Annotated in this window: 27 protein-coding genes; 12 read left to right on the plus strand and 15 right to left on the minus strand. The window is 56.9% G+C overall.

Annotated features, from left to right (window positions below; genetic code table 11):
• Positions 1–7: 7 nt before the first annotated feature.
• Together BMX55_RS02335 and BMX55_RS02340 are read right to left on the minus strand one after the other, a co-directional pair.
• Positions 8–3,526, minus strand: coding sequence for an ATP-binding protein (locus BMX55_RS02335; protein WP_091452125.1), 3,519 nt, complete (start codon positions 3,524–3,526; stop codon positions 8–10).
• Positions 3,527–3,541: 15 nt separating this feature from the next.
• Entirely contained in the window at positions 3,542–4,810 is a 1,269-nt protein-coding gene (locus BMX55_RS02340; protein ID WP_091452128.1) for a metallophosphoesterase family protein, read from the minus strand.
• A gap of 160 nt (positions 4,811–4,970) precedes the next feature.
• On the opposite strand from BMX55_RS02340, the gene BMX55_RS02345 reads away from it, so the two are divergent.
• The gene (locus BMX55_RS02345) at positions 4,971–5,333 is read left to right on the plus strand and encodes a collagen-like domain-containing protein (RefSeq protein WP_091453130.1); all 363 of its coding nucleotides are present in this window, start codon (positions 4,971–4,973) and stop codon (positions 5,331–5,333) included.
• 136 nt (positions 5,334–5,469) lie between these two features.
• On the opposite strand, the gene BMX55_RS02350 is transcribed toward BMX55_RS02345, so the two are convergent.
• Both BMX55_RS02350 and acs read right to left on the minus strand, forming a co-directional pair.
• A complete protein-coding gene (locus tag BMX55_RS02350; protein ID WP_091452131.1) occupies positions 5,470–7,869 on the minus strand; it encodes a serine/threonine-protein kinase in 2,400 nt (799 codons plus the stop codon).
• Between the two features lie 314 nt (positions 7,870–8,183).
• Positions 8,184–10,178: an acetate--CoA ligase gene (acs, locus tag BMX55_RS02355; protein ID WP_091452132.1), complete on the minus strand. Its 1,995-nt coding sequence runs from the start codon at positions 10,176–10,178 to the stop codon at positions 8,184–8,186.
• Between the two features lie 129 nt (positions 10,179–10,307).
• On the opposite strand from acs, the gene BMX55_RS02360 reads away from it, so the two are divergent.
• The 4 genes from BMX55_RS02360 to BMX55_RS02375 are packed head-to-tail and all read left to right on the plus strand — an operon-like array spanning position 10,308 to position 13,549.
• Complete coding sequence (locus BMX55_RS02360; RefSeq protein WP_091452135.1) at positions 10,308–10,724, plus strand: DUF2069 domain-containing protein; 417 nt, start codon at positions 10,308–10,310, stop codon at positions 10,722–10,724.
• A gap of 28 nt (positions 10,725–10,752) precedes the next feature.
• Complete coding sequence (locus BMX55_RS02365) at positions 10,753–12,180, plus strand: FAD-binding oxidoreductase (protein WP_091452138.1); 1,428 nt, start codon at positions 10,753–10,755, stop codon at positions 12,178–12,180.
• A gap of 46 nt (positions 12,181–12,226) precedes the next feature.
• Entirely contained in the window at positions 12,227–13,039 is an 813-nt protein-coding gene (locus BMX55_RS02370; protein ID WP_091452143.1) for a thymidylate synthase, read from the plus strand.
• A 12-nt stretch (positions 13,040–13,051) separates the two neighbouring features.
• On the plus strand, positions 13,052–13,549 hold the full coding sequence (locus BMX55_RS02375) for a dihydrofolate reductase (protein WP_091452146.1): 498 nt from the start codon (positions 13,052–13,054) through the stop codon (positions 13,547–13,549).
• 24 nt (positions 13,550–13,573) lie between these two features.
• Here BMX55_RS02375 and BMX55_RS02380 read toward each other — a convergent pair whose 3' ends face one another.
• From BMX55_RS02380 to BMX55_RS02390, 3 genes are all read right to left on the minus strand, one after another.
• Entirely contained in the window at positions 13,574–13,924 is a 351-nt protein-coding gene (locus tag BMX55_RS02380; RefSeq protein WP_091452149.1) for a type II toxin-antitoxin system HicB family antitoxin, read from the minus strand.
• Positions 13,921–14,133: a hypothetical protein gene (locus BMX55_RS02385; RefSeq protein ID WP_091452152.1), complete on the minus strand. Its 213-nt coding sequence runs from the start codon at positions 14,131–14,133 to the stop codon at positions 13,921–13,923. Before BMX55_RS02385 ends, BMX55_RS02380 begins: the two co-directional genes overlap by 4 nt.
• Before the next feature lie 189 nt (positions 14,134–14,322).
• Entirely contained in the window at positions 14,323–14,718 is a 396-nt protein-coding gene (locus tag BMX55_RS02390; RefSeq protein WP_245751214.1) for a MarR family winged helix-turn-helix transcriptional regulator, read from the minus strand.
• 204 nt (positions 14,719–14,922) lie between these two features.
• Here BMX55_RS02390 and BMX55_RS02395 point away from each other — a divergent pair, with 204 nt between their 5' ends.
• Genes BMX55_RS02395 through BMX55_RS02405 form a run of 3 tightly spaced genes read left to right on the plus strand, consistent with a single transcriptional unit; the run spans position 14,923 to position 16,502 of the window.
• Positions 14,923–15,378, plus strand: coding sequence for a hypothetical protein (locus BMX55_RS02395; protein WP_091452158.1), 456 nt, complete (start codon positions 14,923–14,925; stop codon positions 15,376–15,378).
• 21 nt (positions 15,379–15,399) lie between these two features.
• A complete protein-coding gene (locus tag BMX55_RS02400) occupies positions 15,400–15,849 on the plus strand; it encodes a cytochrome c (RefSeq protein WP_091452161.1) in 450 nt (149 codons plus the stop codon).
• Positions 15,846–16,502, plus strand: coding sequence for a cytochrome b/b6 domain-containing protein (locus tag BMX55_RS02405; protein WP_091452164.1), 657 nt, complete (start codon positions 15,846–15,848; stop codon positions 16,500–16,502). The genes BMX55_RS02400 and BMX55_RS02405 overlap by 4 nt, the downstream gene beginning before the upstream one ends.
• A 165-nt stretch (positions 16,503–16,667) precedes the next feature.
• Here BMX55_RS02405 and BMX55_RS02410 read toward each other — a convergent pair whose 3' ends face one another.
• The 3 genes from BMX55_RS02410 to BMX55_RS02420 all read right to left on the minus strand — a co-directional run bounded on the left by BMX55_RS02410 (position 16,668) and on the right by BMX55_RS02420 (position 20,385).
• The gene (locus BMX55_RS02410; RefSeq protein WP_091452168.1) at positions 16,668–17,870 is read right to left on the minus strand and encodes an amino acid aminotransferase; all 1,203 of its coding nucleotides are present in this window, start codon (positions 17,868–17,870) and stop codon (positions 16,668–16,670) included.
• A 71-nt stretch (positions 17,871–17,941) separates the two neighbouring features.
• Positions 17,942–19,771 carry a TRAP transporter large permease gene (locus BMX55_RS02415; protein WP_091452171.1) on the minus strand — a complete coding sequence of 610 codons (1,830 nt, stop codon included), beginning with the start codon at positions 19,769–19,771 and terminating at the stop codon, positions 17,942–17,944.
• Positions 19,772–19,782: 11 nt separating this feature from the next.
• Positions 19,783–20,385, minus strand: coding sequence for a TRAP transporter small permease subunit (locus BMX55_RS02420; RefSeq protein ID WP_091452174.1), 603 nt, complete (start codon positions 20,383–20,385; stop codon positions 19,783–19,785).
• A 217-nt stretch (positions 20,386–20,602) separates the two neighbouring features.
• Between BMX55_RS02420 and scpB the strand changes: the two genes are divergently transcribed.
• From scpB to BMX55_RS02430, 3 genes are all read left to right on the plus strand, one after another.
• Positions 20,603–21,421, plus strand: coding sequence for a methylmalonyl-CoA decarboxylase (scpB, locus tag BMX55_RS02425; RefSeq protein ID WP_245751216.1), 819 nt, complete (start codon positions 20,603–20,605; stop codon positions 21,419–21,421).
• A 113-nt stretch (positions 21,422–21,534) separates the two neighbouring features.
• A complete protein-coding gene (locus BMX55_RS16350) occupies positions 21,535–21,672 on the plus strand; it encodes a hypothetical protein (RefSeq protein WP_177172804.1) in 138 nt (45 codons plus the stop codon).
• Positions 21,662–22,099, plus strand: coding sequence for a bacteriohemerythrin (locus BMX55_RS02430; protein ID WP_091452182.1), 438 nt, complete (start codon positions 21,662–21,664; stop codon positions 22,097–22,099). Before BMX55_RS16350 ends, BMX55_RS02430 begins: the two co-directional genes overlap by 11 nt.
• Positions 22,100–22,110: 11 nt before the next feature.
• Here the strand turns inward: BMX55_RS02430 and BMX55_RS02435 are convergent, their stop codons facing one another.
• The 5 genes from BMX55_RS02435 to BMX55_RS02455 are packed head-to-tail and all read right to left on the minus strand — an operon-like array spanning position 22,111 to position 25,510.
• On the minus strand, positions 22,111–23,403 hold the full coding sequence (locus tag BMX55_RS02435) for a hypothetical protein (RefSeq protein WP_091452184.1): 1,293 nt from the start codon (positions 23,401–23,403) through the stop codon (positions 22,111–22,113).
• A gap of 14 nt (positions 23,404–23,417) precedes the next feature.
• On the minus strand, positions 23,418–24,167 hold the full coding sequence (locus tag BMX55_RS02440; protein WP_091452187.1) for a hypothetical protein: 750 nt from the start codon (positions 24,165–24,167) through the stop codon (positions 23,418–23,420).
• 20 nt (positions 24,168–24,187) lie between these two features.
• Positions 24,188–24,760 carry a hypothetical protein gene (locus BMX55_RS02445; RefSeq protein WP_091452190.1) on the minus strand — a complete coding sequence of 191 codons (573 nt, stop codon included), beginning with the start codon at positions 24,758–24,760 and terminating at the stop codon, positions 24,188–24,190.
• Positions 24,761–24,805: 45 nt separating this feature from the next.
• Entirely contained in the window at positions 24,806–25,102 is a 297-nt protein-coding gene (locus BMX55_RS02450; protein WP_091452193.1) for a DnaJ domain-containing protein, read from the minus strand.
• A 30-nt stretch (positions 25,103–25,132) separates the two neighbouring features.
• The gene (locus tag BMX55_RS02455; protein ID WP_091452196.1) at positions 25,133–25,510 is read right to left on the minus strand and encodes a hypothetical protein; all 378 of its coding nucleotides are present in this window, start codon (positions 25,508–25,510) and stop codon (positions 25,133–25,135) included.
• A gap of 99 nt (positions 25,511–25,609) precedes the next feature.
• Between BMX55_RS02455 and BMX55_RS02460 the strand changes: the two genes are divergently transcribed.
• Entirely contained in the window at positions 25,610–26,245 is a 636-nt protein-coding gene (locus tag BMX55_RS02460; protein WP_245751218.1) for an ABC transporter ATP-binding protein, read from the plus strand.
• Positions 26,246–26,252 lie beyond the last annotated feature (7 nt).

Below are 26,252 nucleotides of genomic sequence, written 5' to 3' on the forward strand. Positions count from 1 at the left end.
AAAAGCATCAAGGCGGCAATGGCAACACATTCAACCCGGCCCCTAGGGCCTGTTGTGCCAGTGGCACCAGATGCTCATGGTGGGTTAAAAAAATCACTTGGGTTTTGCGCGCCAATTGCCCCAAAGCTTGCAGGCCAGCGCTGGTGCGTTGGTCATCAAAGTTGATAAATAGATCGTCGGCCACAAAGGGCATGGCACAACCGGGCTGTACCTGCATCTCCAGTGCTGCCAAACGCAAGGCCAGATAGAGCTGGTCACGCGCCCCTTCACTCAGGCCCTCTACCCCCACCAAGGCCCCGTGCGCGCGGTGGCCGTACAGGCGTGGTTTATCGCCCTCGGCATCCACCACCAGCCGGTCAAACGCCCCCAGCGTTAATTGAGAAAAAATCTGGCTGGCCAGCGCCAGCATCGGGCCTTGCTGGGTCTCCCGAAAACGCGCCACCGTCCAATGCAGCCAACGCGCTGCCGTGTGCACCTGCACGTAGCGTTGTGCCGCCTCCGTCATGCGGGCGATGGCGTCTTGACGCCGCGCCTCGGCATCGGCGGCCCGGTGGGTACCATCAAACACGGCCAGTGCCGTGCGCGCTTGCTGGGCGGCGGCGCTGAGTTCTTCGGTGTGGGCCTGCCATTGCTGCTCTTGGGCGTCCAGCGCTTGCAGCGCAGCGGGGATGTCGGCCAGCGGCAAGGCTTGTACCTCGGCGCGCAAAGACTCCACGGGCAAGCCATCGCCTTGCTCATGCAGACGGGCTTGGGCTTGGGCCAACTCTTGCCGGTATTGGCGGGCCTGTGCGGCTTGCGCCACGGCACGGGCCAAGGCATGGTGCCTTGCTGCTGCGCTGTGACTGTCGGCCTGTGGCCCTAGCAGAGCATAGAGCCCCGCCAAACCGGCTTGGAGTTGCGTCTGGCGCTGCTGCGCCTGTTGCAAGCCAGTGCGGGCCTGCGCTAGGGCCTGCTGCCCACGCTGGCGCTGGGCCTGCACTTCTTGGGCAGCGCTCAGGCGCTGGCGCAGCGCCCCTACCTGATCTTCGGCCACCGTGCCCAGCAGTTCAGGTGCAAGACGCTGGCACAGGGGGTGTACTGCCGCCGCTAGCGCATCCAAATCGGCACGCATGGCCTCAATGCGCTCGGTGCGGATGGTGTCCATACGCTCTAGCCCGCTGCTGATGCGCTCCATAGCCTCTAGGGCGGTGCGCAGGGTGGCTGGTTCGGTATCGCTGCTGTAACCGGCTTGGCGCAATGCAGGCTGCCATTGTTGTTGCCACTGTTGCCAGTGCCGTTGCGCATCATCCCGTTCGGCTTGTAGGTTTTGTAAGGCCCGGCGGGCGGCGCTGGCCTGCTGGCGCAGGGTGTCGCGCTGGCCGCGCTGGCGTTCGGCCTCATCTAAGCGCTGGCGGGCCAAAGCCATACACTCGGCCAAGCTAGGGTGGGACGGAACAGCCCCTTCTGGCAAAGCACCATCTGCCAGCCCCAGCAAGGCAACTAGGGCGGCATGGGCTTGTTGGCATGTTTGGATGCCATCGTCGTATTGGCGCTGCAAGCGGCCTAACTGTTGATGTAAGGTTAGTGCTTGGGCGTGCCGCTCCAGCCAGTCTGGTGCCGCTAACAGGGGTAAATCTGCCGGCAAATGGCACGCTTGCACCAATGTTTGCCATTGCCGTTGGCGCTCTTGTAGGCGCTGGGCCAATTGCTGGCCGCGCTGGGCTTGTTGCGTTAGCTCTAGGTGCAACAGTTCAAGGCGCTGGGTTTGGGCCAGATATTGCGCTTCTTGTTCTAGGCGCTCTAGCCGGTCATCGGCCAAGCTATCGGCCTGTGCCACCAGTTGTTGGTATTGCAAGGCTTGTGTGGGCCACGCTGCGCTGGCATGGGCTCCACCTCCTGCGCACTGCTGCCAATAGTCATCACGGGCCTGACGGGCTTGCAGCACCTGCTGGCGCGTCACGGGCTGCAGCACTTCTACTGATTGCTTCAATACCAATTGCAGGCGCGCCAGTTCGGTCTGTTGCTGCTGGTGCTGGTTTTGTGCGGCCTCTAGCGCCGCCTGATCGGCCCGCTGCGCTTGCAACAGTGCCTGCACCTCGGTGGCATCAGGCACGAGCATGGCCTGCAATAGAGGCAGGTGTAAAGCATCAACCCCTAGGGCCTGCAACTCGACCGCCAAGGCACTTTGGCATTCGATGAGTTGTTGCTGCAAGGCTTGCCGCTGGCCCTCATGGTCACCCAGTTGCTGGGCATGTGCTAGGGCCACGCCCAAGGCCGTATGGTCGATGCTGCTGGCCAAGTGCTGTTGCTCGGCGTCAAGGTGGGCGCATTCTTGTTGCCGGGCGTGTACCTGCGTTTGGGCAAATTGCAGGTTTTGCCACAGTACCCCGTGGGCCTGTAGCAGCTCGGCCAAGGCGGCGCGCAACGCTGCATAGGGCAGGCGCTCACGCACGGTCTGCACGCTGCTGGCATCCCAGCCTAGGGCTTTAGCGCTGGCTTGTACCGCCTGCCAGTGGGTTTGTACCTCGGCCTCGCGTTTTTCCATATCGGGGCGATGGGCGCGGTACTGCATCCGGCGCTCATCCAACTCGATGATTTCTGCGGCCAGCGCCAGACAGGGGGCATCGGGCGGCAAAGTCTGTAAAGCCCGGTGCGCCTCTTCGATGGCCGTTTGGCAGCGCCGTGCTTCGGCCTCGGCCAGCGCCAGCTCGCGGTCGGTGTCTGCAAGTTGTTCTGCCGCCTGCTCTGGAAACGCTGGTACCGCGCCCAATTCTTGCAGGGCCTGTACAGCAGCATCGTGGCGCTGCAACCACGGCACGACGCGGCGCACCCGCTCCAGCCGGTCACGTTGGTGGCGGGCTTGGTCGCGCTGCTGGCGCAGATCGGCCAGTTGCTGCTCAATCTGTGCCAGTGCATCACGTTGCGTTTTCCAGCCTTTAGCACTGGTTTGGCTGGCTTTAAGCTCCTGCTGGGCCAGTTTGAGATCGTCTTGGGCTTGGGTATACAGGCGGTGGCCTGCCCGGCGTGGCCCCCAGAGACTCTCGGCCTCCGCTTCTAAGCCTTGCAGCACCCGCCCCAACTGCTCTAAGCCCGAAGCCGACTGAAACAACATGCGCCCCACGTCATCTTTGGCGGACAAAATCCCTGCCGCACCTGCGCGCAAGGCGGCGTGGTCTAACGAGAACATCTGCTCAAATGAGGGCCGCTGCATATCGCCCAGCCAAGGACGCAAAATGCTATCGGGCAGGGGGCTGTCGTCGGGGGTGCGCAGGGTATCTTTATGGGCCTTTTTGCGCTGAAAGGCCAGTTGCTGGCTATCCCTCTCCAGCACGCCGCCTAGGCGTAAATCGGGCATGGGGTGCAAAAAAGCCATGGGGGTACGCACACCAATGCCAAACAGCCAATCGCCCAAGGCAGCACGGGTGGTAGATTTTCCGGCCTCGTTGGGGCCAACAATCAGGTGGATGTCCTGCTCTGCGCGGGGCAGCTCCAACACATGGTCGGTAAATTTGCCGTAGCGGATTAACTGTAACTGGCGGATTCTCATGGCCGCTGCTCCTCATTAAGCGCCCGCCTGCTGCACCCGTGCCAACAACAAGGGCAGGGTATCAGTGAGCAGGGTTGGGTAGACTGCATCATCCTGGTGCAGGGCTTGGAGTTCGGGGTTGGCGGCCAGCACTTCGGCGGGCAATCCAGCTAGCAAGGGCCTTAAATCGCGGCGCAGTTCGGCTAGAAAATCCGCATCGTCCAAAGCCCCTAAAGCCAAACCTTGTAAAGTGGCTAAGGCAGCCGGGCCGTCAGCATCCAGTGTGGGTGATTCTTGCGGGGCTTGGGTGGCAATCTGCACTTTTTCAATCCACAGCCGATCTGCATCCACCATGACTGCTTGGGCCAGCACTTCCTGGCGCAGTTGTGCTTGTTGCGCCAGCAAGGCCGTATGCACTGGGCTGGTACCGTGCAAACGCACCCGCACCGCCAACGGATGCTCGGCCTCTTGCTGGCTCAATAAATCTTGTAAAGATTGGCCCACCGCACGCACAGCCCCCGTCCAATCACTTTGGCCGCTCACATCCACGGCCAGCTCGGCCCAGCGCAGCACATCCACCCACAGCGGCTCAATATGGTGCAAATGGCCTTCTTCTACAGTGATAAGCAAGGCCCCGTGTGGGCCGGTCTCGCGGATATGGCGGCCTTGCAAATTGCCCGGAAAAGCCATCGTCGGCTCGCCCCGGCGAATCCACTGCGTATGCACATGGCCCAGCGCCCAATATTGGTAGCCTTTGGCATCCAATTCAGCCACTGAACAGGGGGCGTAGCTGGCGTGGGCGGCAGCGCCCTCTAAAGCCGTGTGCAACACGCCGATATTGAACCAACCGGGCACCGGCAGCGGGTAGCTGGCCGCTAAATTGTCGGTAGTGGCCGCGTGCTTAAAACTGCGCCCATGCAGCGCCACGCGCAGTGCGTCAATACGAAAAGTCTGCGCTTTGCCGCTAGAAAAAACCCGCACGTTGTCGGGCAGCTCCAGCCGCTTGGTGATTTCATTCTCGGCATCGTGGTTGCCATAGAGCAGATAGACGCCAATACCCGCTTGGCGCAGCCTCCCCATCTGGCGCACGAAAAACAGCCCGGTATTAAAGTCGTGCCAGTCGCCATCGTACAAATCACCGGCGATGACCATAAAGTCCACCGCCTCATCAATGGCACGGCTGACCAGCCGCACAAACGCATCGCGCGTAGCGTTGCGCAGGCGCTCGGCGGGGGCCTCAGGATAGGCAGACAAGCCGCGCAACGGGCTGTCCAGATGGATATCAGCGGCATGGATGAATTTCATGCCCTGCACTGTACCCAGTTATGCCAGCCACTGGCGCGCCACAACTTCTGGGGTGGCCTACCACCCTATGTGCGACAACGAACGGACTACCTTGGGTGTTTGGCACGACATTTCGCGTATGCGGCTTTTTTTTGCTGCATGTCATACCCAAGGAAATGCCATGAATTATTTAGTCTCTACCCTGTTCATCACCGCCCTGCTCGGCTTGACTGCCTGCACCGGGCCGATGGGGCCACAAGGTGCCCAAGGCAACACCGGCAATACAGGTTACACCGGTTACACCGGTGCCCGGGGCGAAACCGGTAGCCAAGGCAATACGGGCAATACAGGTTATACCGGGGCCACGGGCAATACAGGCAGCGCTGGTGCCGAAGGCATGCCCGGAGCCACAGGCAGCCAAGGTGCCACCGGCTATCAGGGTGATACTGGTGCCACCGGTGCCAGAGGCACTACCGGCGCGCGTGGCAACACGGGTAGTGCCGGCAGCAGTGGCGCGATTATCGTGGTGCCCAGCAAGCCATAATCGTCGCGGATCGGCTAGCGATAAAAAACCCGGCACGCAGGCCGGGTTTTTTATACGTGCTGGCACCTTGCGATGATTTCTTTGGCTATCCAGTTGCGTGGCTCGTTGGTCAGCCAAATATTCAACCCCTGCCCCTTTATTTCCGATTCAAATAAGCTTTTGCCTCCTCGTATAGTCGTGCCTCTTCAGGAAAAACTTTATCGCCCTTGATCTTGGCTTGTTTTTCGAGATTTGCATCTCCTGCCTGTCCAGCAACGAAAGCCAAGCAGTCGTAACTTTCGGCTCGCCAAGGAGCAATTTCTACTAACAACTGCCCATACTTCATCCCTTCGGTAAAGTTTCCGCTACTGGCATGAAGCATAGCCATCAACCTGATACCGTTGAAATCATCTGGCACATCAGCGAGATAGGTTGCAAGAATCTCTAAAGCCTCTTTTGTTTCTCCAAGCCAGTATTTTAACTGTGCTGCCAATATTGGATCAGGAAATGATCCAGAAGATTTTTTGTTGAGGAAATAATCTCCAATTTCAGGAGATATAACTCTTTCTCCAGCCTTGCCTTTTCCTCTCATCATTTGGTATCGAGCAATCGTCCGCAGCTCTATTTCTTTCAGCTTGGGAGTAACGGAAAGCCATCCGGGATGGGTTTTGATAAATTGCAGAACAGCATCGGCTTTTGCATCTGACCCCCAACCGTTGTCAGCCCAATGTTCCAGCATTTGTATAAGAGCATACTTGCGAATGTCAAGAGGAACCAATTCAGACCCCCACAAGGCGGGTGCAATCGTATTGACCGCTTCTGCATCTTGAATGAGGCTTCGTAGAAGAACCTCTTTCATACGAAGAATGTGATAGTTCGGGTTGAGATGAAGACCTTCCTTGATCAAGTCACCCATCGTTTTGGCAAGTTCAATGGCACGCGGTAGATCGGTGCATCGAATGGCCGTAGCATATTCGAACAAAACATCAGCCGCCTCATCAAGCGAATGAACATCGCGCCGAATTTTCAACCGCTTGAGCGCAGAGTCGAAGGCGTGCTCATACTCGCCTACTTGTAGCAGTGCAATTGTTAGATTTCCTTGAATATCTATGTCATTGGGGAAATATTTAAGGCCTTCTCGGCATAAGTCCGTTGCTTGTCGGCTTTTTTTAAGAATATTCAATGTAAGCGAATAATTGACATAGAACACAGCAGGTTTTAATCCGTTCTTTGCCAGCACCAGAAAAATCTTTTCTGCTTCAAGTGCGCGCCCTAGACGGTCAAGGCAGAGGCCATAGTTCGCAGCTGCATCGTGAGGCAATCCCCACCACCCTGTCCATTTTTCGAGCATTTCAGGGAGCACATGGGGACGGTAAATTTTCTCTGCTTCAGCGTAGCGCTCCAAGGCTATCAGACTATCTGCTTCTATCAAAAATGGCAGCAAGTCACTCATGTCCGCGACCATGTATCCATTCTTACCTCGAATTATCTTCGGGTCATTCATGAGCATGTCCATTTGCTGCTTCTCGCCTTGACCAAGAACCGTCCGTTTGTATCGTGTTCCCTGTTCACAACGCTGTAGCGCAACACCTTGCTTTTTGGCAATGGGCAGCAAATCTGATTCAAGTTGTTCATAACTTTGATACCTATCTTTCGGATTTTTCTCCAAGCAACGGGCAATGATGTGTTCTAAACCCAAGTCGGTGGAGCTAAACCAGCCGCCCAGTTTTTTTGGCTTTTCCCGCAGATGTTGGTTAGCAATATCAAAGACAGTTTTTCCTAGAAACGGAGGGGCACCGGTCTCGAATTCAAACATCATGCAGCCGATGGCATAAATATCGGTACGATGGTCAATCGCAGCTAATCCCATGATCTGTTCAGGTGCGGCATAAGTTACAGTTCCAATAAAACTTCCCTGCTGGGTGCGATCTGGCCGATTAACAATATTAGCCATTGTTTTACCAACACTGTGCAAGGCGTGCCCAATAGGGCGGGCCAACCCCCAGTCGGCAACATATGCCAAGCCATCCTTATCAAGAAAAATATTCGATGGTTTCAAGTCACGGTGAATAACACCCAAATTATTTTTCACCCAAGACAGGCCACGAATAATTCGCAATAACGCTTCTATCTTTTTTGTCTTTGTTAAATGTGGAAGCGAGTGCGACAAATCGCCATTGGGCATCCATGTCGCCAAAACATAAGGCGATCCATTGAGGCGAACTACAGCCAACGCTTCAGCGATAAGATTGCAGGACGATGCAGCAACCCACACTTTCAATTCATCAAGAAATCGATCTACGGTTACTTGTTCACTAATAAATTCGGGTCGAATGCCTTTGAGAGCAAACTCTTTATTTGTTTCTGGATGGAATAGGCGAATACAAACACCCATACCTCCTGCAAAGATACCCTTCACGATAAATCTGGAAGATTTGTTAGATAAATGGGTTGCAATTTCAGGTAGTTCTATAGAACTTCCAATGTGCATATGGTCAAGATTCAGCATGGTATGCAACCCGGTGATGATTTCAAGCCTTCTTTGGTTGAAGGACAACTAGATACACCTGAACGAAGCGACATCTAACTACTTGTTTTAAAAAGAGAAAAAAGCTTGTTCGCAATCGGATAAACTTGGCCTGTCTTGGGTGCAAAACCTGTCTTTGAAGAGAAAATTTTAGCAAGACGTCTTGATATTACCAATTATTTCGGCAACCAAGTAAGCATGTGTAACTGTCGTGGAAGTCGTTACACTGGAGAGATACCCAAAAAATCCCACAGCGGTTGCGTTTTCTTACTTGCGGACATAAAAAAACCCGGCACACAGGCCGGGTTTTTTATATAAACTGGCACCTTGTGGTGCCTTCAGCATCAGTTGGTACGGGCCAACTGCTCCAAGATGTGCGGATTTTCCAGTGTGGAAGTATCTTGCGTCATGGCCTCGCCCTTGGCGATGCCACGCAGCAAGCGGCGCATGATCTTGCCAGAACGGGTCTTGGGCAGGTTCTCACCAAAGCGGATTTCCTTCGGCTTGGCAATCGGGCCAATTTCTTTAGCCACCCAGTTGCGCAGCTCGTTAGCCAGTGCCTTGGCGGCATCGCCGGTGGGCACGGGGCCTTTGAGCACGACAAAGGCGACGATGGCCTCACCGGTCAGATCATCAGGGCGACCCACCACAGCAGCTTCGGCCACGATATCGCTCTTAGCCACCAAAGCCGATTCGATTTCCATCGTGCCCATGCGGTGGCCGGAGACGTTCAGCACGTCATCGATACGGCCTGTGATGCGGAAGTAACCACGGTCTTGGCTGCGCACAGCACCATCACCGGCCAGATAGTAGCCCTTGAGCTCTTCTGGGAAGTAGCTTTGCTTAAAGCGTGCTGGGTCGCCCCAGATGGTACGAATCATCGAAGGCCAAGGCTTCTTGACCACCAAAATACCGCCCGAACCATTGGGCACGTCTTGGCCGGTTTCATCAACGATGGCGGTGGTGATACCTGGCAGCGGCAGGGTGCAAGAACCCGGCACCAGCGGCGTAGCGCCCGGCAGTGGGGTAATCATGTGGCCGCCAGTTTCGGTTTGCCAGAAGGTATCGACAATTGGGCAACGCTCGCCGCCAACGTTCTTGTAGTACCACATCCAGGCTTCGGGGTTGATCGGCTCGCCCACCGAACCCAAAATGCGCAGGCTAGACAAATCAGAGCGGTCGGGATGCACGCTGGCATCGCTGTCGGCAGCCTTGATGAGCGAGCGAATAGCGGTAGGAGCGGTGTAGAAAATGGTGCACTTGTGCTTTTCGATCATCGTCCAGAAGCGGTCGGCCTTGGGGAAGGTAGGCACGCCTTCAAAGATGATCTGGGTGGCACCAGCAGCCAATGGGCCGTAGGCCACGTAGCTGTGGCCGGTGATCCAGCCGATGTCGGCGGTACACCAGAAAATATCGCTGTCTTTCAGGTCAAAAGTCCAGTCCATCGTCAGTTTGGCCCACAGCAGGTAGCCACCAGTGCTGTGCTGCACGCCCTTGGGCTTGCCGGTAGAACCAGAGGTGTAGAGCACAAACAGCGGGTGCTCGGCACCGACGAATTCGGGCGCGCACTCGGTCGATTGGGCGGCCATTTCTTCATGCATGAAGGTGTCGCGACCAGCCACCATGTTCACGGCAGTGGGCGTGCGCTGGAACACCAGCACGCTCTTGACCGACTCGCAACCACCAGTAGCCAAGGCCTCATCCACAATCGACTTGAGTGGCAACTCTTTACCACCACGCATCTGGTAATTGGCAGTGACCACAGCCACGGCACCGGCATCATGGATACGCTCGTGCAGCGCCTTGGAGGAGAAGCCGCCAAACACCACGCTGTGGGTAGCACCAATGCGGGCGCAAGCCTGCATGGCAATCACGCCCTCAATCGTCATGGGCATGTACAGCACCACGCGGTCGCCCTTTTGCACGCCCTTGGATTTGAGCACATTGGCAAACTGGCTGACTTGGGCCAACAGCTCTTTGTAAGTGACCTTGGTGACTTCACCGCCGTCGGCCTCAAAGATGATGGCAGTTTTGTTCTCGGTGGGGGTGCCGATATGCTTGTCGAGGCAGTTGGCCGAGGCGTTCAGTTCGCCATCTTGGAACCACTTGAAGAACGGGGCGTCAGACTGATCGAGCGTTTGCGTGAAGGGTTTGTTCCAAACCACGTTTTCGCGGGCCAGACGGGCCCAGAAGCCTTCGTAATCGTTTTCAGCTTCAGCGCACAGGGCTTCGTAGCCTGCCATGCCAGAGATACGGGCAGCCGCCACGGTAGCATCTGTGGGCGGAAAAACGCGGTTTTCGACCAAGGTGGACTCAATAGCGTTAGAGGGTGCAGTCATGCGGTTTGTCTCCTGAAGTTGACTGTCGGAAATTTGAATCTACTTTGGACGCTTGCACTTACAGGCCACTGACTGACCAAAGTCTGACGCGAAATTGAGGGGCATTGGGTCTCGCTATGATGCCCCGCAATGCAAGCTCCTCATTTTGATTCTTCACCCGCTCCCCAGCCGCCCGCCGTGGCTGCCGGGGTTCACCACAGCCGCCGCGTGGCGGTGGTCAGCCTATTGCTGTTGATCCTTTTATGCTTGGCTTGGGAGCTGTTTTTGGCCCCGGTGCGCCCCGGTGGCTCTTGGCTGGCACTCAAGGCACTGCCGCTGTGCATCCCGCTGGCCGGGCTGCTCAAAAACCGCATGTACACCTACCGCTGGCTCAGTTTGATGGTCTGGCTGTATGTGACCGAGGGTTGCGTGCGCGCTTGGAGCGACCGCCCCCCCAGCAATCTACTGGCACTGCTAGAAGTCGTCTTGTGCTTCGTGCTGTTTACCGCTTGCACAGCACATATCCGCCTGCGCTTGCGGGGGGCCAAAGCCGCCAGCACGGTGTAAAAAACAACCTTCTCAATTGCCCACAGCTATGCCTGAAGAACCACTGCTCGATGTTTTGCGCCACACGGTAGGCCCCGCCCATGTGCTGACCGGCGACAGCTTAGGCGCTTGGGAACAAGACCGCCGCCAGCGCCGCCCCCAAGGCAAGGCGCTGGCTGTGGTGCGCCCGGCTGATACGGTGCAAGTGGCTGCTGTGGTGCGCGCTTGTGCTGCTACCGGCACCCCCATCGTGCCCCAAGGCGGCAACACCAGCTTGTCGTTAGGTGCTACCCCTGATGCGTCGGGGCGGGAGCTGGTGCTCAGTTTGTCCCGGCTCCATGCCGTGCGCGCTATCGACCCACACAACCTGAGCATGACAGTGGAGGCCGGTTGCATCCTGCACAACGCACAGCAGGCCGCACAGCAGGCTGGGCTGCTGTTTCCGCTGTCATTGGCCTCGGAGGGCAGTTGCACCGTGGGCGGCAATCTAGCCAGCAATGCGGGCGGCACCCAAGTGCTGCGCTACGGTAATACCCGCGATCTGTGCTTGGGGTTAGAAGTGGTCACTGCGCAGGGCGAGGTCTGGAACGGCCTGCGCGGCCTGCGCAAAGACAACACCGGCTACGACCTGCGCCACCTGCTGATCGGCAGTGAAGGCACGCTGGGCATCATCACTGCCGCGACGCTCAAGCTCTTTCCCCAACCTGCGGCACAGCTGACGGCGTGGGTCGCCGTAGCCTCGATAGAGCAGGCGGTGGTGCTGTTGGGCTTGGCACAGCAGTATCTGAGCGCGGGCCTGACCGGCTTTGAGGTCATGGGCCGCCCGGCACTAGAGTTGGTGGCTCGGCACTGCCCGCAATGGCGCGTGCCGCTGCTGGCAGAGATGGCTTGCCCTTGGTTTGTGCTGCTAGAAAACAGCGATTGCGAATCCGAAAACCATGCCCGCAACCGTTTTGAGGCCCTGATGGAGGCAGCTTTGGCCGCAGACTGCATTCAAGATGCGGTGATCGCACAAAACCAGTCGCAAGCGCAAACATTCTGGCAGGTGCGCGAGAGCATCTCGCAAGCACAGGCCCGCGAGGGCCTGAACATCAAGCACGACATTGCCTTGCCCATTGCACGCATCCCCGCCTTTGTCGCCCACACAGATGCCCTGCTGGCGCAAGCCATTGCCGGGGTGCGGGTGGTCAATTTTGGCCACTTGGGCGATGGCAATTTGCATTACAACGTGCAAGCCCCGGTGGGCTGCGATGCCGCTGTTTTCCTGCGTGAACAAGAAGCGCTGGTGAATCAGATTGTTTACGACACCGTGGCACAGTTTGGCGGCTCTTTTTCTGCCGAGCACGGCGTGGGCGCACTCAAGGTGGCGCAATTGGAACAATACCAATCCCCCGTAGCCTTAGGATGGATGCGTGCCATCAAACAGGCATTAGACCCCCAAAACTTGCTCAATCCCGGTCGGGTGCTACGGCGCTGATCCCGCCCTAAAATCCTGTCTTTTTGCCCATCCAAACTGCCCGCCCATGTCCAGCCGCCCCGTTCGCTCCCCCTACGAAGATTTCATGCGCCATGTCTATGCACAGGGGGTTAACAAAGGCGACCGCACCGGCACCGGCACGCGCAGCGTGTTCGGCCACCAGATGCGCTTTGACCTGAGCGAAGGCTTTCCGCTGGTCACGACCAAGAAAGTGCATTTCAAAAGCATCGTTTTGGAGCTATTGTGGTTTCTGCGCGGCGATAGCAACGTCAAATGGCTTCAAGAGCGCGGCTGCACCATCTGGAACGAATGGGCACGCGCCGATGGCGACCTTGGCCCCGTATATGGCGTGCAGTGGCGCAACTGGCCCACCCGCGATGGCGGCCATATCGACCAAATCGCCGAAGTGGTGCGCCAGCTCCAAACCAATCCCGATAGCCGCCGCATCATCGTCAGTGCATGGAACGTGGCCGACCTCGATCAAATGGCACTGATGCCCTGCCATGCCCTGTTCCAGTTTTATGTGGCGCAAGGCAAGCTGTCTTGCCAGCTGTACCAGCGCAGCGCTGATCTCTTTTTGGGCGTGCCGTTCAATATCGCCAGTTACGCCTTACTCACGCACATGATGGCGCAGCAATGTAATTTGCAAGTGGGTGACTTTATCTGGACAGGCGGCGACTGCCACATTTACGACAACCACCTAGAGCAAGTGCAAACCCAATTGGCACGCCAGCCCTATCCGTTTCCGACCTTGCATATTCGGCGCAAGCCCGAATCGTTGTTTGATTACACCTTGGATGATTTTGAAGTGCAAAACTACGAACACCATCCGGCCATCAAAGCACCGGTAGCGGTGTAAGGGGACACGTATATGCGCCTGCACCTGATTTATGCCCGCGCCGAGAATGGCGTGATTGGCCTCAACGGCCAAATGCCTTGGCACCTGCCAGAAGATTTGGCACATTTTCGCCAGCTCACGCAAGGCTGCCCGGTCATCATGGGGCGCAAAACGTGGGATTCACTGCCGGCCCGTTTTCGGCCCCTGCCAGGGCGCAGCAATGTTGTGATTACCCGCCAACCCGATTGGGCCGCTGACGGCGCACTGCGCGCCGCCAATCTGCCACAGGCGATGGCCCTGTGCGCTGCGGCCCCGGTAGCTTGGGTGATGGGGGGAGCAGAAATTTATGCCCAAGCTGCACCTTATGCCCACACCGCCATCGTCACAGAGATTCATGAAGAATTTGCGGGCGACGCCTTTGCCCCCACACTGGGCGAGGGTTGGCAAGAAGTAGAACGCAGCCGCCACCGGGCGGCCAGCGGGCTGGAATACAGCTTTGTGCGGCTAGAGCAACAGTGGCCACTGCCCTAGCCACAGCCTAGAAAGCCCTGTGCCTCAGGGGTGCGTGCCAATGCTTTGCGCCAGCACCGATACCAGATAAGTATTCATACTCACCCCCTCTACTGCCGCACGGGCCACCAGCCGGGTGTGCAAACTCTTGGGCACTCGGGCCACAAACCGGCCAGATTCGCCGCCCATGCTGGGCTTGGGGATAGGGTCACCACACTCAGCTGCCACGTTTAACCACGCTTGCGCCGCCTGATAACCATCGGCTACTGCCGTTTCCGGTGTATCGCCGTCACCCATGCAGCCAGGTAAATCAGGAAACGTCGCCAACCAGCCACCGCCATCATCCACGGCCAGCGGGCGAATCTCTACCGGATAATCTTTGCGGTTTGGGTTCATGCTTGATCTCCTTTGCCGGTTTTGATGAGCTGAATCAGTTTTTTGATGTAAATCGCTTTGATCGGGCGGTGTGCTGGAATGCTAATTTTGGTACCAGCAGCGTTGCGCACGACATGATGGCTGCCACCAGGGCAGTGCATCGTCAATCCAAACGCTTTTGCCACCGTCTTCACTTGGTCGATGTGCCAATCCAGCGGATGGTTGCTCATAGCATCTATCAGTTTTTGCGCTTTAACTCATAGGCACTATGACACTACATACAGTATCATGAAGAGGGTTTGGATGGTAAATGCTGTCGTATTGACTTCTTACTCTTGAAGTCAGCGCACGACGCTCTTGGAAAGTACGCATAACCAGCAACTGCTTGCTGTGGTTTGCACGACGAAGTACCTATTTCATCATTCCGCTGAATTTCCTTCGCCCTCATCCAGTCGCTTGCGCAAAAACTTCAGCACTCGGTGCATGGTTTGAATATCCTCGACTAGCAACCCCTCGGTGAGGTAGTCCATCCAAGGCGCCTCTAGAACCATCACACGGTCAAAAGCATTTCGACCCGCTTCAGTCAGTTGGATCAACGAGGCCCGCTTGTGATGGGGGTTGTCCGTCAGCTCAACGAATCCCTCTTTTACCAAGTCATTGACGATGCGCTGCACGTTTTGACGATTTGCTCCCATGTCACGAGCCAACCAAGCCACAGGTTGAGGGCGCTCTGCCGCAATGACGGTGCCCAGCACTTGCCATCTGGCACTCGTCAGCCCCAGCGGAGCAACCAAGCGATCTCCAGTAGCTAGCATGCTGCTTGAGACCTTGAACAGATCAAGTGATGAGGCGCTCAACGCGGCGCCTGATGAAGTTCGTATTAGGTTTGTCATATTTTCAAGGTATTTTTCGATTCATATTGACATCATGATGTCAATATGACAATATACGTTCACTTCGCAAATCAGCCAAGTCGATAGGCAAACAGCCTTCGTACCAACCTTACTCCAAGAGGAATCATGAAAAAAACAGTCATTCATGCCACAGCTGGCACTCTCGCCATGCTGTTGGTCACGTGCTTTTGGACATCAACCTTGGTGTCTGAGCTATTTTTTGATGATCTAACCGTTACCTACGTAAAACAGGTCATCGCGAAATACGGTCTGGTGTGCCTAGTGCTTGCGATGGCAGCAACCGGAGGCTCAGGCTTTGCATTGAGCAAAGGACGCACCGGGCGCTTGATCGAGGAAAAGCAAAAGCGCATGCCCTTTTTGGGCGCCAATGGCGTACTCATCATGATTCCCGCAGCGATCTATCTCTCAGTCAAAGCCACGGCAGGCCAATTTGACTCCCTCTTTTATGTAGTCCAAGCCGTTGAATTAATTGTTGGTTTGGTTCAGTTGACCCTGCTTGGCAAGAACTTCAAGGCAGGACTGCGACTGTCTGGCCGACTATGCCCAAACTGCACTCAATAATTTATTCAATTTGGAAAAACCATGAAATATTTTCGTCTGTTTACTGCCGCTTCAGCCTTGATCGTCATGGTCGGCACTGCTTTGAATGTTGTCGCTGCCGACCCCATATCCGAGCGGGAGGCTGGTTTCAAATCCTCGAAGAAAACGTCAGTTCAAATCAAAGAAGCGATTGAACGCGGTGATCACGCATCGGTTGCAACGTCTGCTCGGTCTCTTGCGGTATTCGCAGCCAAAGTTCCAGATTTGTTCCCCGCAGGCAGCAAGGGGAGCTTCTTTTCCGGTGCAAAAGACAGCATCTGGGCAAACTTCCCTGACTTTGTACAAAAGTCCAAAGCTTTCGAACTGGAGGCACTTGAGTTGGAGCGTCTGGCCACGTCAGAACCTGTAAACAAAGGTGCGCTTCTCAGTTCCTATCAGCGACTTTCCAACACCTGTAGCGGTTGCCATCAACCGTACAAGCGGGGGCGATGATGAGCACCGTGCCAAGCAATGAGCGCGTATTAGTTTGGGATTTGTCTGTCCGATTATTTCACTGGGCACTGGTGACCTGTATCACAGTGCTGCTCATATCAGGTTTCACCGGTGCTATGAAGCTCCACATGATACTTGGCAACTTGACTACAGACCTGGTTGTTTTTCGTTGGATTTGGGGCTGGGTAGGCAGTCAAACCGCTCGCTTTGACGACTTTGTAGCCGGACCGATGACAGTGATCAACTACTTGCACAAAGGGCGTCCATCCCATCTCGGTCACAACCCACTTGGGGGATGGATGGTTGTGCTCCTGCTCATAGTATTGACTCTACAGACATTGACAGGGCTGATTGGAACAGGTGATGGTTTGACTGAAGGCCCCCTTTCGCGATGGGTTATGGCCGAAGTTTCGTCTGCTGCATACGAAATCCATGCGTTGTTGGTACCTATCATTATTATTTTGGTGGTACTCCACATCATGGCTGTATGCATTCACCAGATAGCATTTAGAGAAGAAATGATCAAACCCATGATCAGTGGGTACAAGCGTTCTGCGGTGGTTATTTATCCACCAAAAATTGCCAATCCTTGGATTGCATTGATGTGCTGGGTGCTTGCGACAACTGTTGCTTCTTTTCTTTTTTTGATTTGAAAGACACCGAGCGCCAAATGGCTCCAGTGGGTCGAAAGCAGTTGCGCGCCTTAGCGTGCAACAAAGCCTTTTAGCGATGAAGTGGTGGTTTTATAACCCTACAATGCAGCGGTAGCCTTCTTCTATCGTTGGAAAAAGGCTACCGTACCGCTTACCGCCCCACTATCAGCCAGCGATCACCTTGGCAATGGCTTGGCAAACGTAGTCAATGTTTTTGCTGTTGAGCGCTGCCACACAGATACGGCCTGTATCGGTGCCATACACACCAAACTCGCTGCGCAGGCGCACCATTTGGTCTTTGCTCAGGCCAGAGTAGCTGAACATACCGATCTGCTGCGTCATGAAGCTCATGTCTTGCTGCACGCCAGCTGCTTTCAGGCCATCGACCAGTGTTTGGCGCATGGCCTTGATGCGCACGCGCATTTCGCCCAGTTCTTTTTCCCACAGGGCGCGCAGTTCGGGGTTGCCCAGCACTGCTGCCACCACCGCACCGCCGTGGGTGGGAGGGTTAGAGTAGTTGGTGCGGATGACGATCTTGAGCTGGCTCAGGACGCGGCCCGCTTCTTCTTTGCTGTCGCACAGCACGCTCAGGCCACCCACGCGCTCGCCGTACAGGCTAAAGCTCTTGGAGAACGAGGTGGAGACAAAGAAGGACAGGCCAGCAGCAACAAACTTTTGGATCACTGCGCCATCTTCGGCAATGCCATAGCCGAAGCCTTGGTAAGCCATGTCCAAGAAAGCCGTCAGGCCCTTGGCCTTGACCACTTCCACCACCTGATCCCACTGCGCTGACGTGATGTCGTAGCCGGTGGGGTTATGGCAGCAAGCGTGCAGCACAATGATGGTGCCGGGGGCAGCAGCATTCAGGCTAGCCAACATACCGTCAAAGTTCACGCCACGGTTGTCAGCATCGTAGTAAGCGTAGGTATCAACCACAAAACCGGCGTTGGTAAACAGCGCGCGGTGATTTTCCCAGCTGGGGTCAGAGATCAGCACCTTGGCATCGGGGCTGATCTTTTTCAGGAAGTCGGCACCAATTTTCAGGCCGCCAGTGCCGCCAATAGCTTGCACGGTAGCCACACGACCAGAGGTGACGGGTTCGCTGTCAGCACCAAACACCAAACCCTTGACAGCGTTGTCATAAGCCACGATGCCGTCAATGGGCAGATAGCCACGGGCGGTGGGCTTGTCCATCAGGGCTTTTTCAGCCGCTTGTACGCATTGCAGCAGCGGCAGTTTGCCGTTGTCGTCGAAATACACGCCCACGCCCAAATTGACCTTGTTGGGGTTGGTGTCGGCGTTGAATTGCTCATTCAGACCCAGGATAGGGTCGCGGGGGGCCATTTCGACGGCGGAGAACAGAGACATGGAAAGTCCTTGAAGGAGGGGGGAAAAGCGAATCTTCGATTTTAGCTAGGCCAAGCAATTCATCGGCACGGTTATGGTTTCTGACCCTTTGGCATGCTCTCTTGGGCGGCCTTGAGCAGTTCGGCTTGGGCGTCGGCCTCACTGGTGGCGGGCAGATCAGGGGCTGGTTCGGGCGCTGAGGGGCTGGCCGGGTCAGCACCCTCACTACTCTTGTCCTCATTGGCAAAGGGGTCGGCACCAAAGGGGGTAGCGTCGGGCATATCGGCTTCCATTTGCTGCTGGATTTTGTCCATGTCATAGACCTCGGCCTTGTCCAGATTGCCCGACACGATACCGGGGAAGGCAATAATCAACCCCACCATCATCAGCTGGATCAACACAAAGGGCACCGCGCCCCAGTAAATTTGCATCGTCGTTACAGGCTGCACCAGCTTTTTCGTGACCTTGTCGGTGTAGGCACTGTGGGGCGCTACGCTACGCAAGAAGAACAGCGCAAAGCCAAACGGCGGGTGCATGAACGAGGTTTGCATGTTCACCGCCAACAGCACGCCAAACCAGACCAAATCAATGCCTAGCTTGTCAGCCACCGGTGCCAGCAATGGCACAACGATAAACGACAGCTCAAAAAAGTCTAAGAAGAACGCCAAGAAGAAGATCATGACGTTGACCAGAATCAGAAAGCCGGTTTGACCACCGGGCAGGCTACCCAGCAAGTGCTCGACCCAGCGCGGGCCATCCAAGCCCTGAAACACCAGCCCGAACACCGTCGAGCCAATCAAGATAAAGACCACAAAGCACGATAGCTTGGTGGTGGTATTGAGTGCCTGCTTGAGCAACGACATATTCAGGCGGCCACGGGCCATGGCCATAGCAAAAGCACCCAGCGCCCCCATCGCACCGCCTTCAGTAGGTGTAGCTACGCCCAGAAAGATGGTGCCCAGCACCAAAAAGATCAGCAGCAGCGGCGGAATCAGTACGAAAGTGACACGCTCGGCCATGCGCGAGAGCAGGCCCAAGCGCAGCACCTTATTCACCACAGCCACAACAAAGGCCAGCGTCACACCGGCACACATCGAGACCACAATGGTCTCGTCTAGCGCCACACGCTCTACCGCCTCACCTTGCCACCAAGAATGCACGGCCACCATGTTTTTGGCCAGATAGATGCTGATGGCGGTACACAGGGCCGTGAGAACAGCCAGCGAAGGCAGACCGGTTTTACCGCTGTCTTCGCGGATGGTGCGCGCCTCGGCGGGCAGGGCTGGCACCCAAGTGGGCTTAAAAATAGCCAGCACAATGATGTACACCGCATAAAAGCCGGTCAGTATGAAACCGGGGACGAAAGCGCCCTTGTACATATCACCGACACTGCGGCCCAATTGGTCGGCCAAAATAATCAGCACCAGCGAAGGCGGAATAATTTGTGCCAGCGTGCCCGACGCGGCAATCACGCCCGTGGCAATGCGCCGGTCGTAACCGTAGCGCAGCATGATGGGCAGCGAGATCAACCCCATCGAGATCACCGAGGCGGCCACCACGCCGGTGGTCGCAGCCAACAGCGCCCCCACAAAAATGACGGCAAAAGCCAAACCACCACGAATCGGGCCAAAAAGCTGGCCGATGGTGTCGAGCAGGTCTTCGGCCATGCCGCTGCGCTCCAAAATCAGGCCCATCAGCGTAAAGAAGGGAATAGCCAGCAGCGTTTCGTTCTGCATGATGCCAAAGATGCGCAGCGGCAACGCTTGCAACAGGGCCTCAGGCAGCAGCCCCAATTCAACGCCAATCAGACCAAAAAACAGCCCGCAAGCTCCAAGGCTAAAGGCTACTGGAAAGCCCAGCAGCAAAAAAATGATGAGTCCGCCGAACATGATCGGCGCAATGTTTTGGGTAATGAATTCCATGATGGGGGCGCTCAGTGTGGCTGGCTGGAGAGGGCTTCAGCTTGGCGGCGAATAGCCTCGGCCAGTTCTTCTTCTGGCGTCTTTTCTATTTTTTTGATGGTCGGGTCGTCGATCAAGCCCTGCAAAAAAGCCAAGCGCTTGATGAGTTCCGAGCCACCTTGCAGCAGCAGCAGCGCAAAGCCCAGCGGAATCATGGCGTACACCGGCCAGCGTATCAGCCCACCAGCATTGCCCGACGTTTCATTGGAGTGGTAGCCTTGCAAAAAGAAGGGCACGCCATACCACAGCACCGTCAAACACACTGGAGTCAAGAAAAAGGCAAAGCCAAAAATATCAATCCAAATTTGCGCCCGTTTAGACAGTCGGCTAGAGATGACATCGACCTTCACATGCTCGCCCTGCAACAGGGTGTAGCCTGCCGCCAGCATAAAGGCAGCGGCAAACAAGTACCACTGCACTTCCAAAAAAGCATTAGAACTGTAGTTGAACACCTTGCGCACCACGGCGTTTGCGCCGCTGATGACGGTAGAGGCCAAAATAAGCCACAGAACATATTTCCCGATCTGGTGGTTGAGCCAGTCGATGCCCTTGGACAATCTGAGTAAAGCGTGCATGTTCTGTTCCAAAGAAAACGCCAAAGCCCGCAGAACGACTGCGGGCCTGTAGGGAGAGGGCGCTGGGAGCGCAAGGGCGCGATTTTAAGACGCTGAAAAAATTAGCGTGCGCCCGTGGTCATAGCAACGACACAAGGGCGGCCCATAATCAGCCCCATACCGTAAGACCGGGTGGCAGCCGCAGGATTTTCTGGCGGCCCATCGGCAGAGGATTTTTATGCCCCACACATCACTTCACCGCACGCCCATGCAAGGCCCAGCACAAATTCTGACCGATATCAGCGATGGCATCGGCACCATCACCCTGCACCACGAAGCCAAGCGCAACGCCTTGTCCGAGCACATGGTGCAAGAAATGATCCAAGCCTTTGACCAGTTCAAACAGGCAGATGTGCGCGTGGCTATTTTGCGGGCCTTGCCTGGTATCAAAGTGTGGTCAGCGGGCCACGATGTGACCGAGCTGCCCGCTGGCGGCCACGATCCGTTAAGCTGGCAAGACTCGTTGCGCACCCTGATCCGCGAGGTGGAGGTGTTTCCCGGCCCAGTCATTGCGCTGATTGAGGGCGGCGTCTGGGGCGGAGCCTGCGAATTGGTGTTTGCTTGCGATATGGTGGTGGCAACCCCCGAAGCCACTTTTGCCGCCACGCCGGCCAAACTGGGCGTGCCCTACAACGTGACGGGGCTACTTACCTTCCTGAACGTGGCCCCACCCCATATTGCCAAAGAGCTACTGTTCACGGGCCGCCCCATGACCGCAGCACGCTTAGAGCGCCAAGGCGTCATCAATGGCGTGGTGCCCGCCGAGCATATTGGTGCCCATGTGTTTGAAATGGCCCGCACCATCGCCCAAAACGCCCCGCTGGCCGTGAGCGTGATGAAGGAGCAATTGCGCATTTTGGCCGGGGCCAATGCAGTGTCGCCGGGCGATTTTGAGCGCATCCAGAGCCTGCGCCGCGTGGTGTACAACAGCCAAGACTATGCCGAAGGCATACAGGCTTTCAAAGAGAAGCGCCTACCGCACTACCACGGCGAGTAAGCGCCCCACGCCAACCACGCCCCTGCCTACGGGTTGCCCCGGAGGCGCTTTTTTCATCAGGGTGTAAAAAAAGGCCTCCATGATGAACCCCTATTTGTCACAGGGGACTCATCATGCAGCGCTCTTTCATAGAAAAAATTCTGCGGTTTGCCTACAGCGCCAAGCCCAAAATTATTATCTGTTTGGGCTTTTTGCTGGTGGCCCTCCTTGTTTATCAGGGAGAGTTAGGGGGAAGCGGTTATGAGCGATGAACACGTCCTGTACTGGAGTCCAGCACTGAGCGTAGGCAATGCTGATCTGGATGCACAGCACATCATCTTGCTAGAAATTGGCCGTGACATGATCGAACTGTTGGATCATGGCGGCGCAGCCCAGCCGCGTCTGTGGTCGTTATTGAACGATTTTTTTGTCATTGCCAACCACCACGATGCCCTAGAAGAAAAGGTGCTGGCTGCAAATGGCTACCCCAGTTTGCCTGAGCACCGTGCAGAGCATGTTCGGGCCAGAGAGCATATTCATACCGCCCTGTGTGAGGCGGCAGAACAACGCCTCAACCAAGGCCGCTTGCGCCAAGCGCTCATGAATTGGATGCACCATCACCTTAGTGAGATGGATCTCAATGCCAAGCCGTTTTTGCGCCACCACGAACACCAGCCGGAGGCGGCGCTGGCCTGCTAAAAGCAACTGATTCAACCAACGATATGGCACTCGCGGCGTAGCAGCGCCAGCGCTTCTTGGCGCTGACCGTGGTGGTCACCGCACAAAGTGCGGCGGGACTCTTCAACAAAGCTCTGCCACAAGGCGCAGTAGGTACCTTGGTGCAACACCGGGGCGTGGCTGCGGATAAAGTCCAGCGCCTGCTCAGGGTGTAGGCCGCGTTGGTGGATAGAACGCAGCAGGGCCACGGCGGCCTTTTCGGTCAGCAGGGTTTTGTCTGCGGGCACATAACGTTTGGGCGCACCCACCGACAGGTACAAAAACAGCGTCAGCAGGGCATGTTCGTCTTGCTGGCCTTGGGTGACGCGCTGCCACGTCTTGCTGCCACTGCTGGGAGGCACTTCTTGGTGGTGGCCGTGGGCCTCATCGTCTAAGCTGTGGTGGTAATGCTCGATCTCGGCCAGCGGGTCTTCTAGCCAGAAATAATGGCCGTTAAACGCCGGGCTGCGCAGCAAAATGCGCAGGTTTTGGCTGGGGTCGCGCAAGCGTGGCAAATCGGCCAGCACGCTGGCACGCACGCGCTCCACCACCTCGCGCAGTTCTGCCGGGAACTGTGCAGGCAGTGGCAGGGTGATGGGGCCAGTCTTTTTGCGCAGCGTAGCGATCAAGGCTTCAAAAGCTACGGTATCAGGCCATTGTTGCGCCTTGGGAGCTAGGGTGTGCAGCAGCAAGCCGGTGCGAATCACCGCTTCGGCATCGGTGCCCGCTTCTTCCAAATCGTCGGCCTGCAAATCAAAACGGGCTGCTAACCACAACGCGGCGTCGATCAGTTGGCCGATGGGCTGGCGCACGGCCAGTTCGGCTTGGTACTGGGCATGGCTTTGCAGGCTCCATTTGGCCAGTTGCGGAATTTGGGCCTCGGTAAAGCCTTCGCGGTCGTGCATCGCAAAGTGGGTATTTTGCGGCATGGCGATGAGATTTTTCAGCATCTCGGAGCCGCCTTTGGAGCGCGACAACAGGCTGTGGTCGCGCAGAGATTGCGCCGCCAGATGCAGCTCGCCGCCGCAACTTTCCAGCAGGTACAAACTCACCAGATTGACAATGCGCAGCCGCGCCTGTTCCAAATCGGGGCGCAAGTTCTCGTTGCCAAAGTAGCGGGCAATTTGCACCATGCCCTTGGGGGCTTCGGTGCAGATGGCGTCTAGTTTGGCGGCACTCAGCAAGCCGTGCTGCACACCGTAGGCCAGCGCCTTTTCAAAGAACGGGCGAGCATCGTGCAGCGACAGCGCAGAGGCGGTAGGGGTCGTAGGGGCCGAAGCGGACATAGGCAATGCGGCTTTCAGATGGCCGATTCTTCGTCCGGGTCACGGGCCACGGGGGTGGCTTTGCCTCGGTCGGTGTCGCGGGTTTCAAACTTGCCGTCGTCTTCTTCGGCTTCTTCCTCTTCACCTAGGCCCAAATCGTGGGCGCGGGCCTTGGCGCGCAGCACCAGTAGCATTTCAATGAACAGGTCGCGGCATTCGTAGCGCAGCAGCCAAGCCAACTCCATCCAGTCGCTATCGGCCACTTCTTCTTGGGTGATGTGCGCGCGCACGTAGGCTGAAGCGCGCAGTTCGTCGTCACTGAGCAGGTCGCCGTCGTCTTCGATGGTGTCAAAGTGGCCGGTACGGGCAAAGGCTTCAATGCGGCTCCACTTTTCGGCAAAGTAGTTCGCCAAGGCTTCGCTGCCGCCTTCCAAATCACCAATCGCTTCCAAAAACTCCAGCGGGTCAGCCCCATCACGGAAGATGATGCCATTGACCATGCCGCGCAGGTGGGTGTGCGAGAGGTCTTTGTACTGCTTTTCTAGCACCAAAGCGCGGGCAAACTGCTCCGGGGTAATGAGCAAGTTGACCACGGAGTCGCGTGAGGAGTCGTATTCACGGATCACGGCCAGCACGTCTTTGGCCGGCAGTTGGGCGATGACTTCCATCAGGGCGTGGTCGCCTTCGGTGTCGGCCAGTTCGGCCAGTGCGTATTCGGCACCAACGATGTCGCCGGAGGCGATCAGGCTTTGGGTTTGGGTAATGAGGGCCAAATGGTTGCTCATGGGTGGCTCCTTGGTGCTGCTCAGTCTTTACGGTCAAAGCCTTGGCCGGACAACCAGTCATCACTGGCTTCGTCGCGGCTGCGCTCGTCTTGCGGGTCGGTGGCGTCGTCGGCGCTCAGGGGTTGGGCGTTGTCGTCATCGCTGTCTTCGCGGTCTTCAGCGTTGTCGTCGTCTTCCTCCACGGCGGCAGGGGCCAAACCTAGGCGGGGGTGCTGTTGCAGGTACTCTAGGCAAGCGGCCACGGCCAGAAACCAAGCGCCTTGCGGTTCTTGCAGCACGCGCTGTGCCAGCGGCTGCGCCCAAGTTTCTAAGGTCACAGCGGAGGCCAGCTCCGTCCAGTCGGGTTGCGTGCCCTCCTCGGTCAAAAAGCGCTCTAGAGTGCTTGCAGCGCTGCCAAAGCGGAAGGCACGGTGAAAGACTACCGCCACCATTTCGGGGCTGAGTTCGATCATCTGCACCAGAAAATCGAGTTCTTTGCGTTTGTCAGCCAAGCGTTTGCGCAGTACGTCTTTGCCTTCGGAGTCGGAGGTCAGGTCGTCCAATTCAGCTTGGTAAGCAGAGCGCAGGGGATGGAAAAAAGAGGTCAGTCGCATGGATTTTTACAAAAAAATGGGGGGGAAGAACGTAGGCCAGTGGCCTTAGCGCGGCGGCTGAATATCGGCCAGCACCTGCTGAAAATACCCTTTCCAGATGGCTTGGGCGGTTTCTAGCGGGTCATCGAGCAGGTTGCGGCGGCGGTTGTCATCGTAGGCTTGGCGCTGCTCAGGGTCGGACAGCACTTCGTAGGCTTGTTGCACGGCACGAAAGCGGGCCGCAGCGTCGGGCGCGGGGTTTTTGTCCGGGTGATAGAACGATGCTTTTTGCCGAAAGGCTTTTTTGATGTCGGCCAGCGAGGCATCGCTGCCCAGCCCTAGGGCGGCGTAGTGGTCTGTCATGCGGGGGGAGTTTTATCCAAAAGAGAGAAATTATTCTGCATCCAGCCCAAAACGCGCCCGCAGGGCTTGGGCAAAGGCGGCACTGCCACTGAGGGTGAGCGTCAGGGTGTAGCGGGCTTGGGGGTCGGGGGGCTGGGCCAAAGTGATCTGCCCGGCCTCTTCATCGTAGTGCAGACGCAAGGCGGGGGCACCGCCCTCTGGCTGGCTTTGTAGGTCGTAATCCCACAGGCCATCCTCATCCAGCGGGCCCCGCTGGCCGCAAAATTGCTGCTGCGCCCAGTTGAGCACCACGGTGATCTCGGTCAGCAGGGCAGGCAGACGCTGCGTTGTGACCGAGGCCATCGCATCCCAAGTGCTGATGCCCTGATCGTCTTCACTGTAGTCAAAATCGAGGTAAGACAAGGTCATGGGTGCGCAAGCAGCAGGTGGCGGGGCAAGGATTGTGCGGCAAATGCAAAATAGGCAGCGTGCGACGGGTTTTCAAGCCGTAGCAAATAAGGAGTGTAGATGGACGATAAAGCCGCAGTGCTGCAAGTGCATGAGATGTGTTTTAGCTACCCAGAGCGCCCGCTGTGGGCGCATTGGTCGGGCACCGTGGGGCAGGGTGCAACACTGGTGCTAGGTGGCGATGGCAGTGGCAAAACCACCTTACTGCAATTGCTAGCCGGTGATGTACTAGTTGATTCTGGCACGCTCACGCTGGCGGGTGTGGCGCTGCACGAAGATACCCCAGCGTACCGCCAGCAGGTGTTCTGGCAAGACCCGCGCTCATCCGCCCTAGATGCCTTGAGCGTGCAACAGTGGTGGGACACTCTACCCGCTCGCTACAGCCGCTGGGATGCAACCGCATTAGCGGCCCATATTGCAGGCTTTGCGCTGCAACCCCACTTGGACAAAGCCCTGTACCAGCTCTCGGCAGGCACTCGGCGCAAGGTGTTGATGGCAGCGGCGCTGGCGTCCGGGGCCACGCTCACTTTGATCGATGAGCCTGTGGCTGGACTGGATCGTGCCTCGGTGCGGTACCTGCAACAGGCGCTGGCCGATGCGGCAGCGCAGCCCGGTCGTGCCTTGGTCGTGGCCCACTACGAGGCGCTAGATGGCGTGCCGTGGGCACAAGTAATCGAACTGCCTGACGAGGCTTGAATTGGCA

The sequence above is a fragment of the Giesbergeria anulus genome (assembly GCF_900111115.1).
GTDB lineage: Bacteria > Pseudomonadota > Gammaproteobacteria > Burkholderiales > Burkholderiaceae_C > Simplicispira > Simplicispira anulus.

What these genes read in the sequence shown, in the direction of transcription:
- BMX55_RS02415 (WP_091452171.1), bottom strand. Translation starts at nt 19,771, where the DNA reads ATGGAATTCATTACCCAAAACATTGCGCCGATCATGTTCGGCGGACTC.
- BMX55_RS02385 (WP_091452152.1), bottom strand. Translation starts at nt 14,133, where the DNA reads ATGAGCAACCATCCGCTGGATTGGCACATCGACCAAGTGAAGACGGTG.
- BMX55_RS02345 (WP_091453130.1), top strand. Translation starts at nt 4,971, where the DNA reads ATGAATTATTTAGTCTCTACCCTGTTCATCACCGCCCTGCTCGGCTTG.
- BMX55_RS02410 (WP_091452168.1), bottom strand. Translation starts at nt 17,870, where the DNA reads ATGTCTCTGTTCTCCGCCGTCGAAATGGCCCCCCGCGACCCTATCCTG.
- BMX55_RS02450 (WP_091452193.1), bottom strand. Translation starts at nt 25,102, where the DNA reads ATGACAGACCACTACGCCGCCCTAGGGCTGGGCAGCGATGCCTCGCTG.
- BMX55_RS02440 (WP_091452187.1), bottom strand. Translation starts at nt 24,167, where the DNA reads ATGAGCAACCATTTGGCCCTCATTACCCAAACCCAAAGCCTGATCGCC.
- BMX55_RS02445 (WP_091452190.1), bottom strand. Translation starts at nt 24,760, where the DNA reads ATGCGACTGACCTCTTTTTTCCATCCCCTGCGCTCTGCTTACCAAGCT.
- acs (WP_091452132.1), bottom strand. Translation starts at nt 10,178, where the DNA reads ATGACTGCACCCTCTAACGCTATTGAGTCCACCTTGGTCGAAAACCGC.
- BMX55_RS02375 (WP_091452146.1), top strand. Translation starts at nt 13,052, where the DNA reads ATGCGCCTGCACCTGATTTATGCCCGCGCCGAGAATGGCGTGATTGGC.
- BMX55_RS02360 (WP_091452135.1), top strand. Translation starts at nt 10,308, where the DNA reads ATGCAAGCTCCTCATTTTGATTCTTCACCCGCTCCCCAGCCGCCCGCC.
- BMX55_RS02430 (WP_091452182.1), top strand. Translation starts at nt 21,662, where the DNA reads ATGAGCGATGAACACGTCCTGTACTGGAGTCCAGCACTGAGCGTAGGC.
- BMX55_RS02370 (WP_091452143.1), top strand. Translation starts at nt 12,227, where the DNA reads ATGTCCAGCCGCCCCGTTCGCTCCCCCTACGAAGATTTCATGCGCCAT.
- BMX55_RS02340 (WP_091452128.1), bottom strand. Translation starts at nt 4,810, where the DNA reads ATGAAATTCATCCATGCCGCTGATATCCATCTGGACAGCCCGTTGCGC.
- BMX55_RS02380 (WP_091452149.1), bottom strand. Translation starts at nt 13,924, where the DNA reads ATGAACCCAAACCGCAAAGATTATCCGGTAGAGATTCGCCCGCTGGCC.
- BMX55_RS02400 (WP_091452161.1), top strand. Translation starts at nt 15,400, where the DNA reads ATGAAATATTTTCGTCTGTTTACTGCCGCTTCAGCCTTGATCGTCATG.
- BMX55_RS02420 (WP_091452174.1), bottom strand. Translation starts at nt 20,385, where the DNA reads ATGCACGCTTTACTCAGATTGTCCAAGGGCATCGACTGGCTCAACCAC.
- BMX55_RS02460 (WP_245751218.1), top strand. Translation starts at nt 25,610, where the DNA reads ATGGACGATAAAGCCGCAGTGCTGCAAGTGCATGAGATGTGTTTTAGC.
- BMX55_RS02335 (WP_091452125.1), bottom strand. Translation starts at nt 3,526, where the DNA reads ATGAGAATCCGCCAGTTACAGTTAATCCGCTACGGCAAATTTACCGAC.
- BMX55_RS02395 (WP_091452158.1), top strand. Translation starts at nt 14,923, where the DNA reads ATGAAAAAAACAGTCATTCATGCCACAGCTGGCACTCTCGCCATGCTG.
- BMX55_RS02405 (WP_091452164.1), top strand. Translation starts at nt 15,846, where the DNA reads ATGATGAGCACCGTGCCAAGCAATGAGCGCGTATTAGTTTGGGATTTG.
- BMX55_RS02435 (WP_091452184.1), bottom strand. Translation starts at nt 23,403, where the DNA reads ATGTCCGCTTCGGCCCCTACGACCCCTACCGCCTCTGCGCTGTCGCTG.
- BMX55_RS02390 (WP_245751214.1), bottom strand. Translation starts at nt 14,718, where the DNA reads ATGCTAGCTACTGGAGATCGCTTGGTTGCTCCGCTGGGGCTGACGAGT.
- scpB (WP_245751216.1), top strand. Translation starts at nt 20,603, where the DNA reads ATGCCCCACACATCACTTCACCGCACGCCCATGCAAGGCCCAGCACAA.
- BMX55_RS02365 (WP_091452138.1), top strand. Translation starts at nt 10,753, where the DNA reads ATGCCTGAAGAACCACTGCTCGATGTTTTGCGCCACACGGTAGGCCCC.
- BMX55_RS02455 (WP_091452196.1), bottom strand. Translation starts at nt 25,510, where the DNA reads ATGACCTTGTCTTACCTCGATTTTGACTACAGTGAAGACGATCAGGGC.
- BMX55_RS16350 (WP_177172804.1), top strand. Translation starts at nt 21,535, where the DNA reads ATGCAGCGCTCTTTCATAGAAAAAATTCTGCGGTTTGCCTACAGCGCC.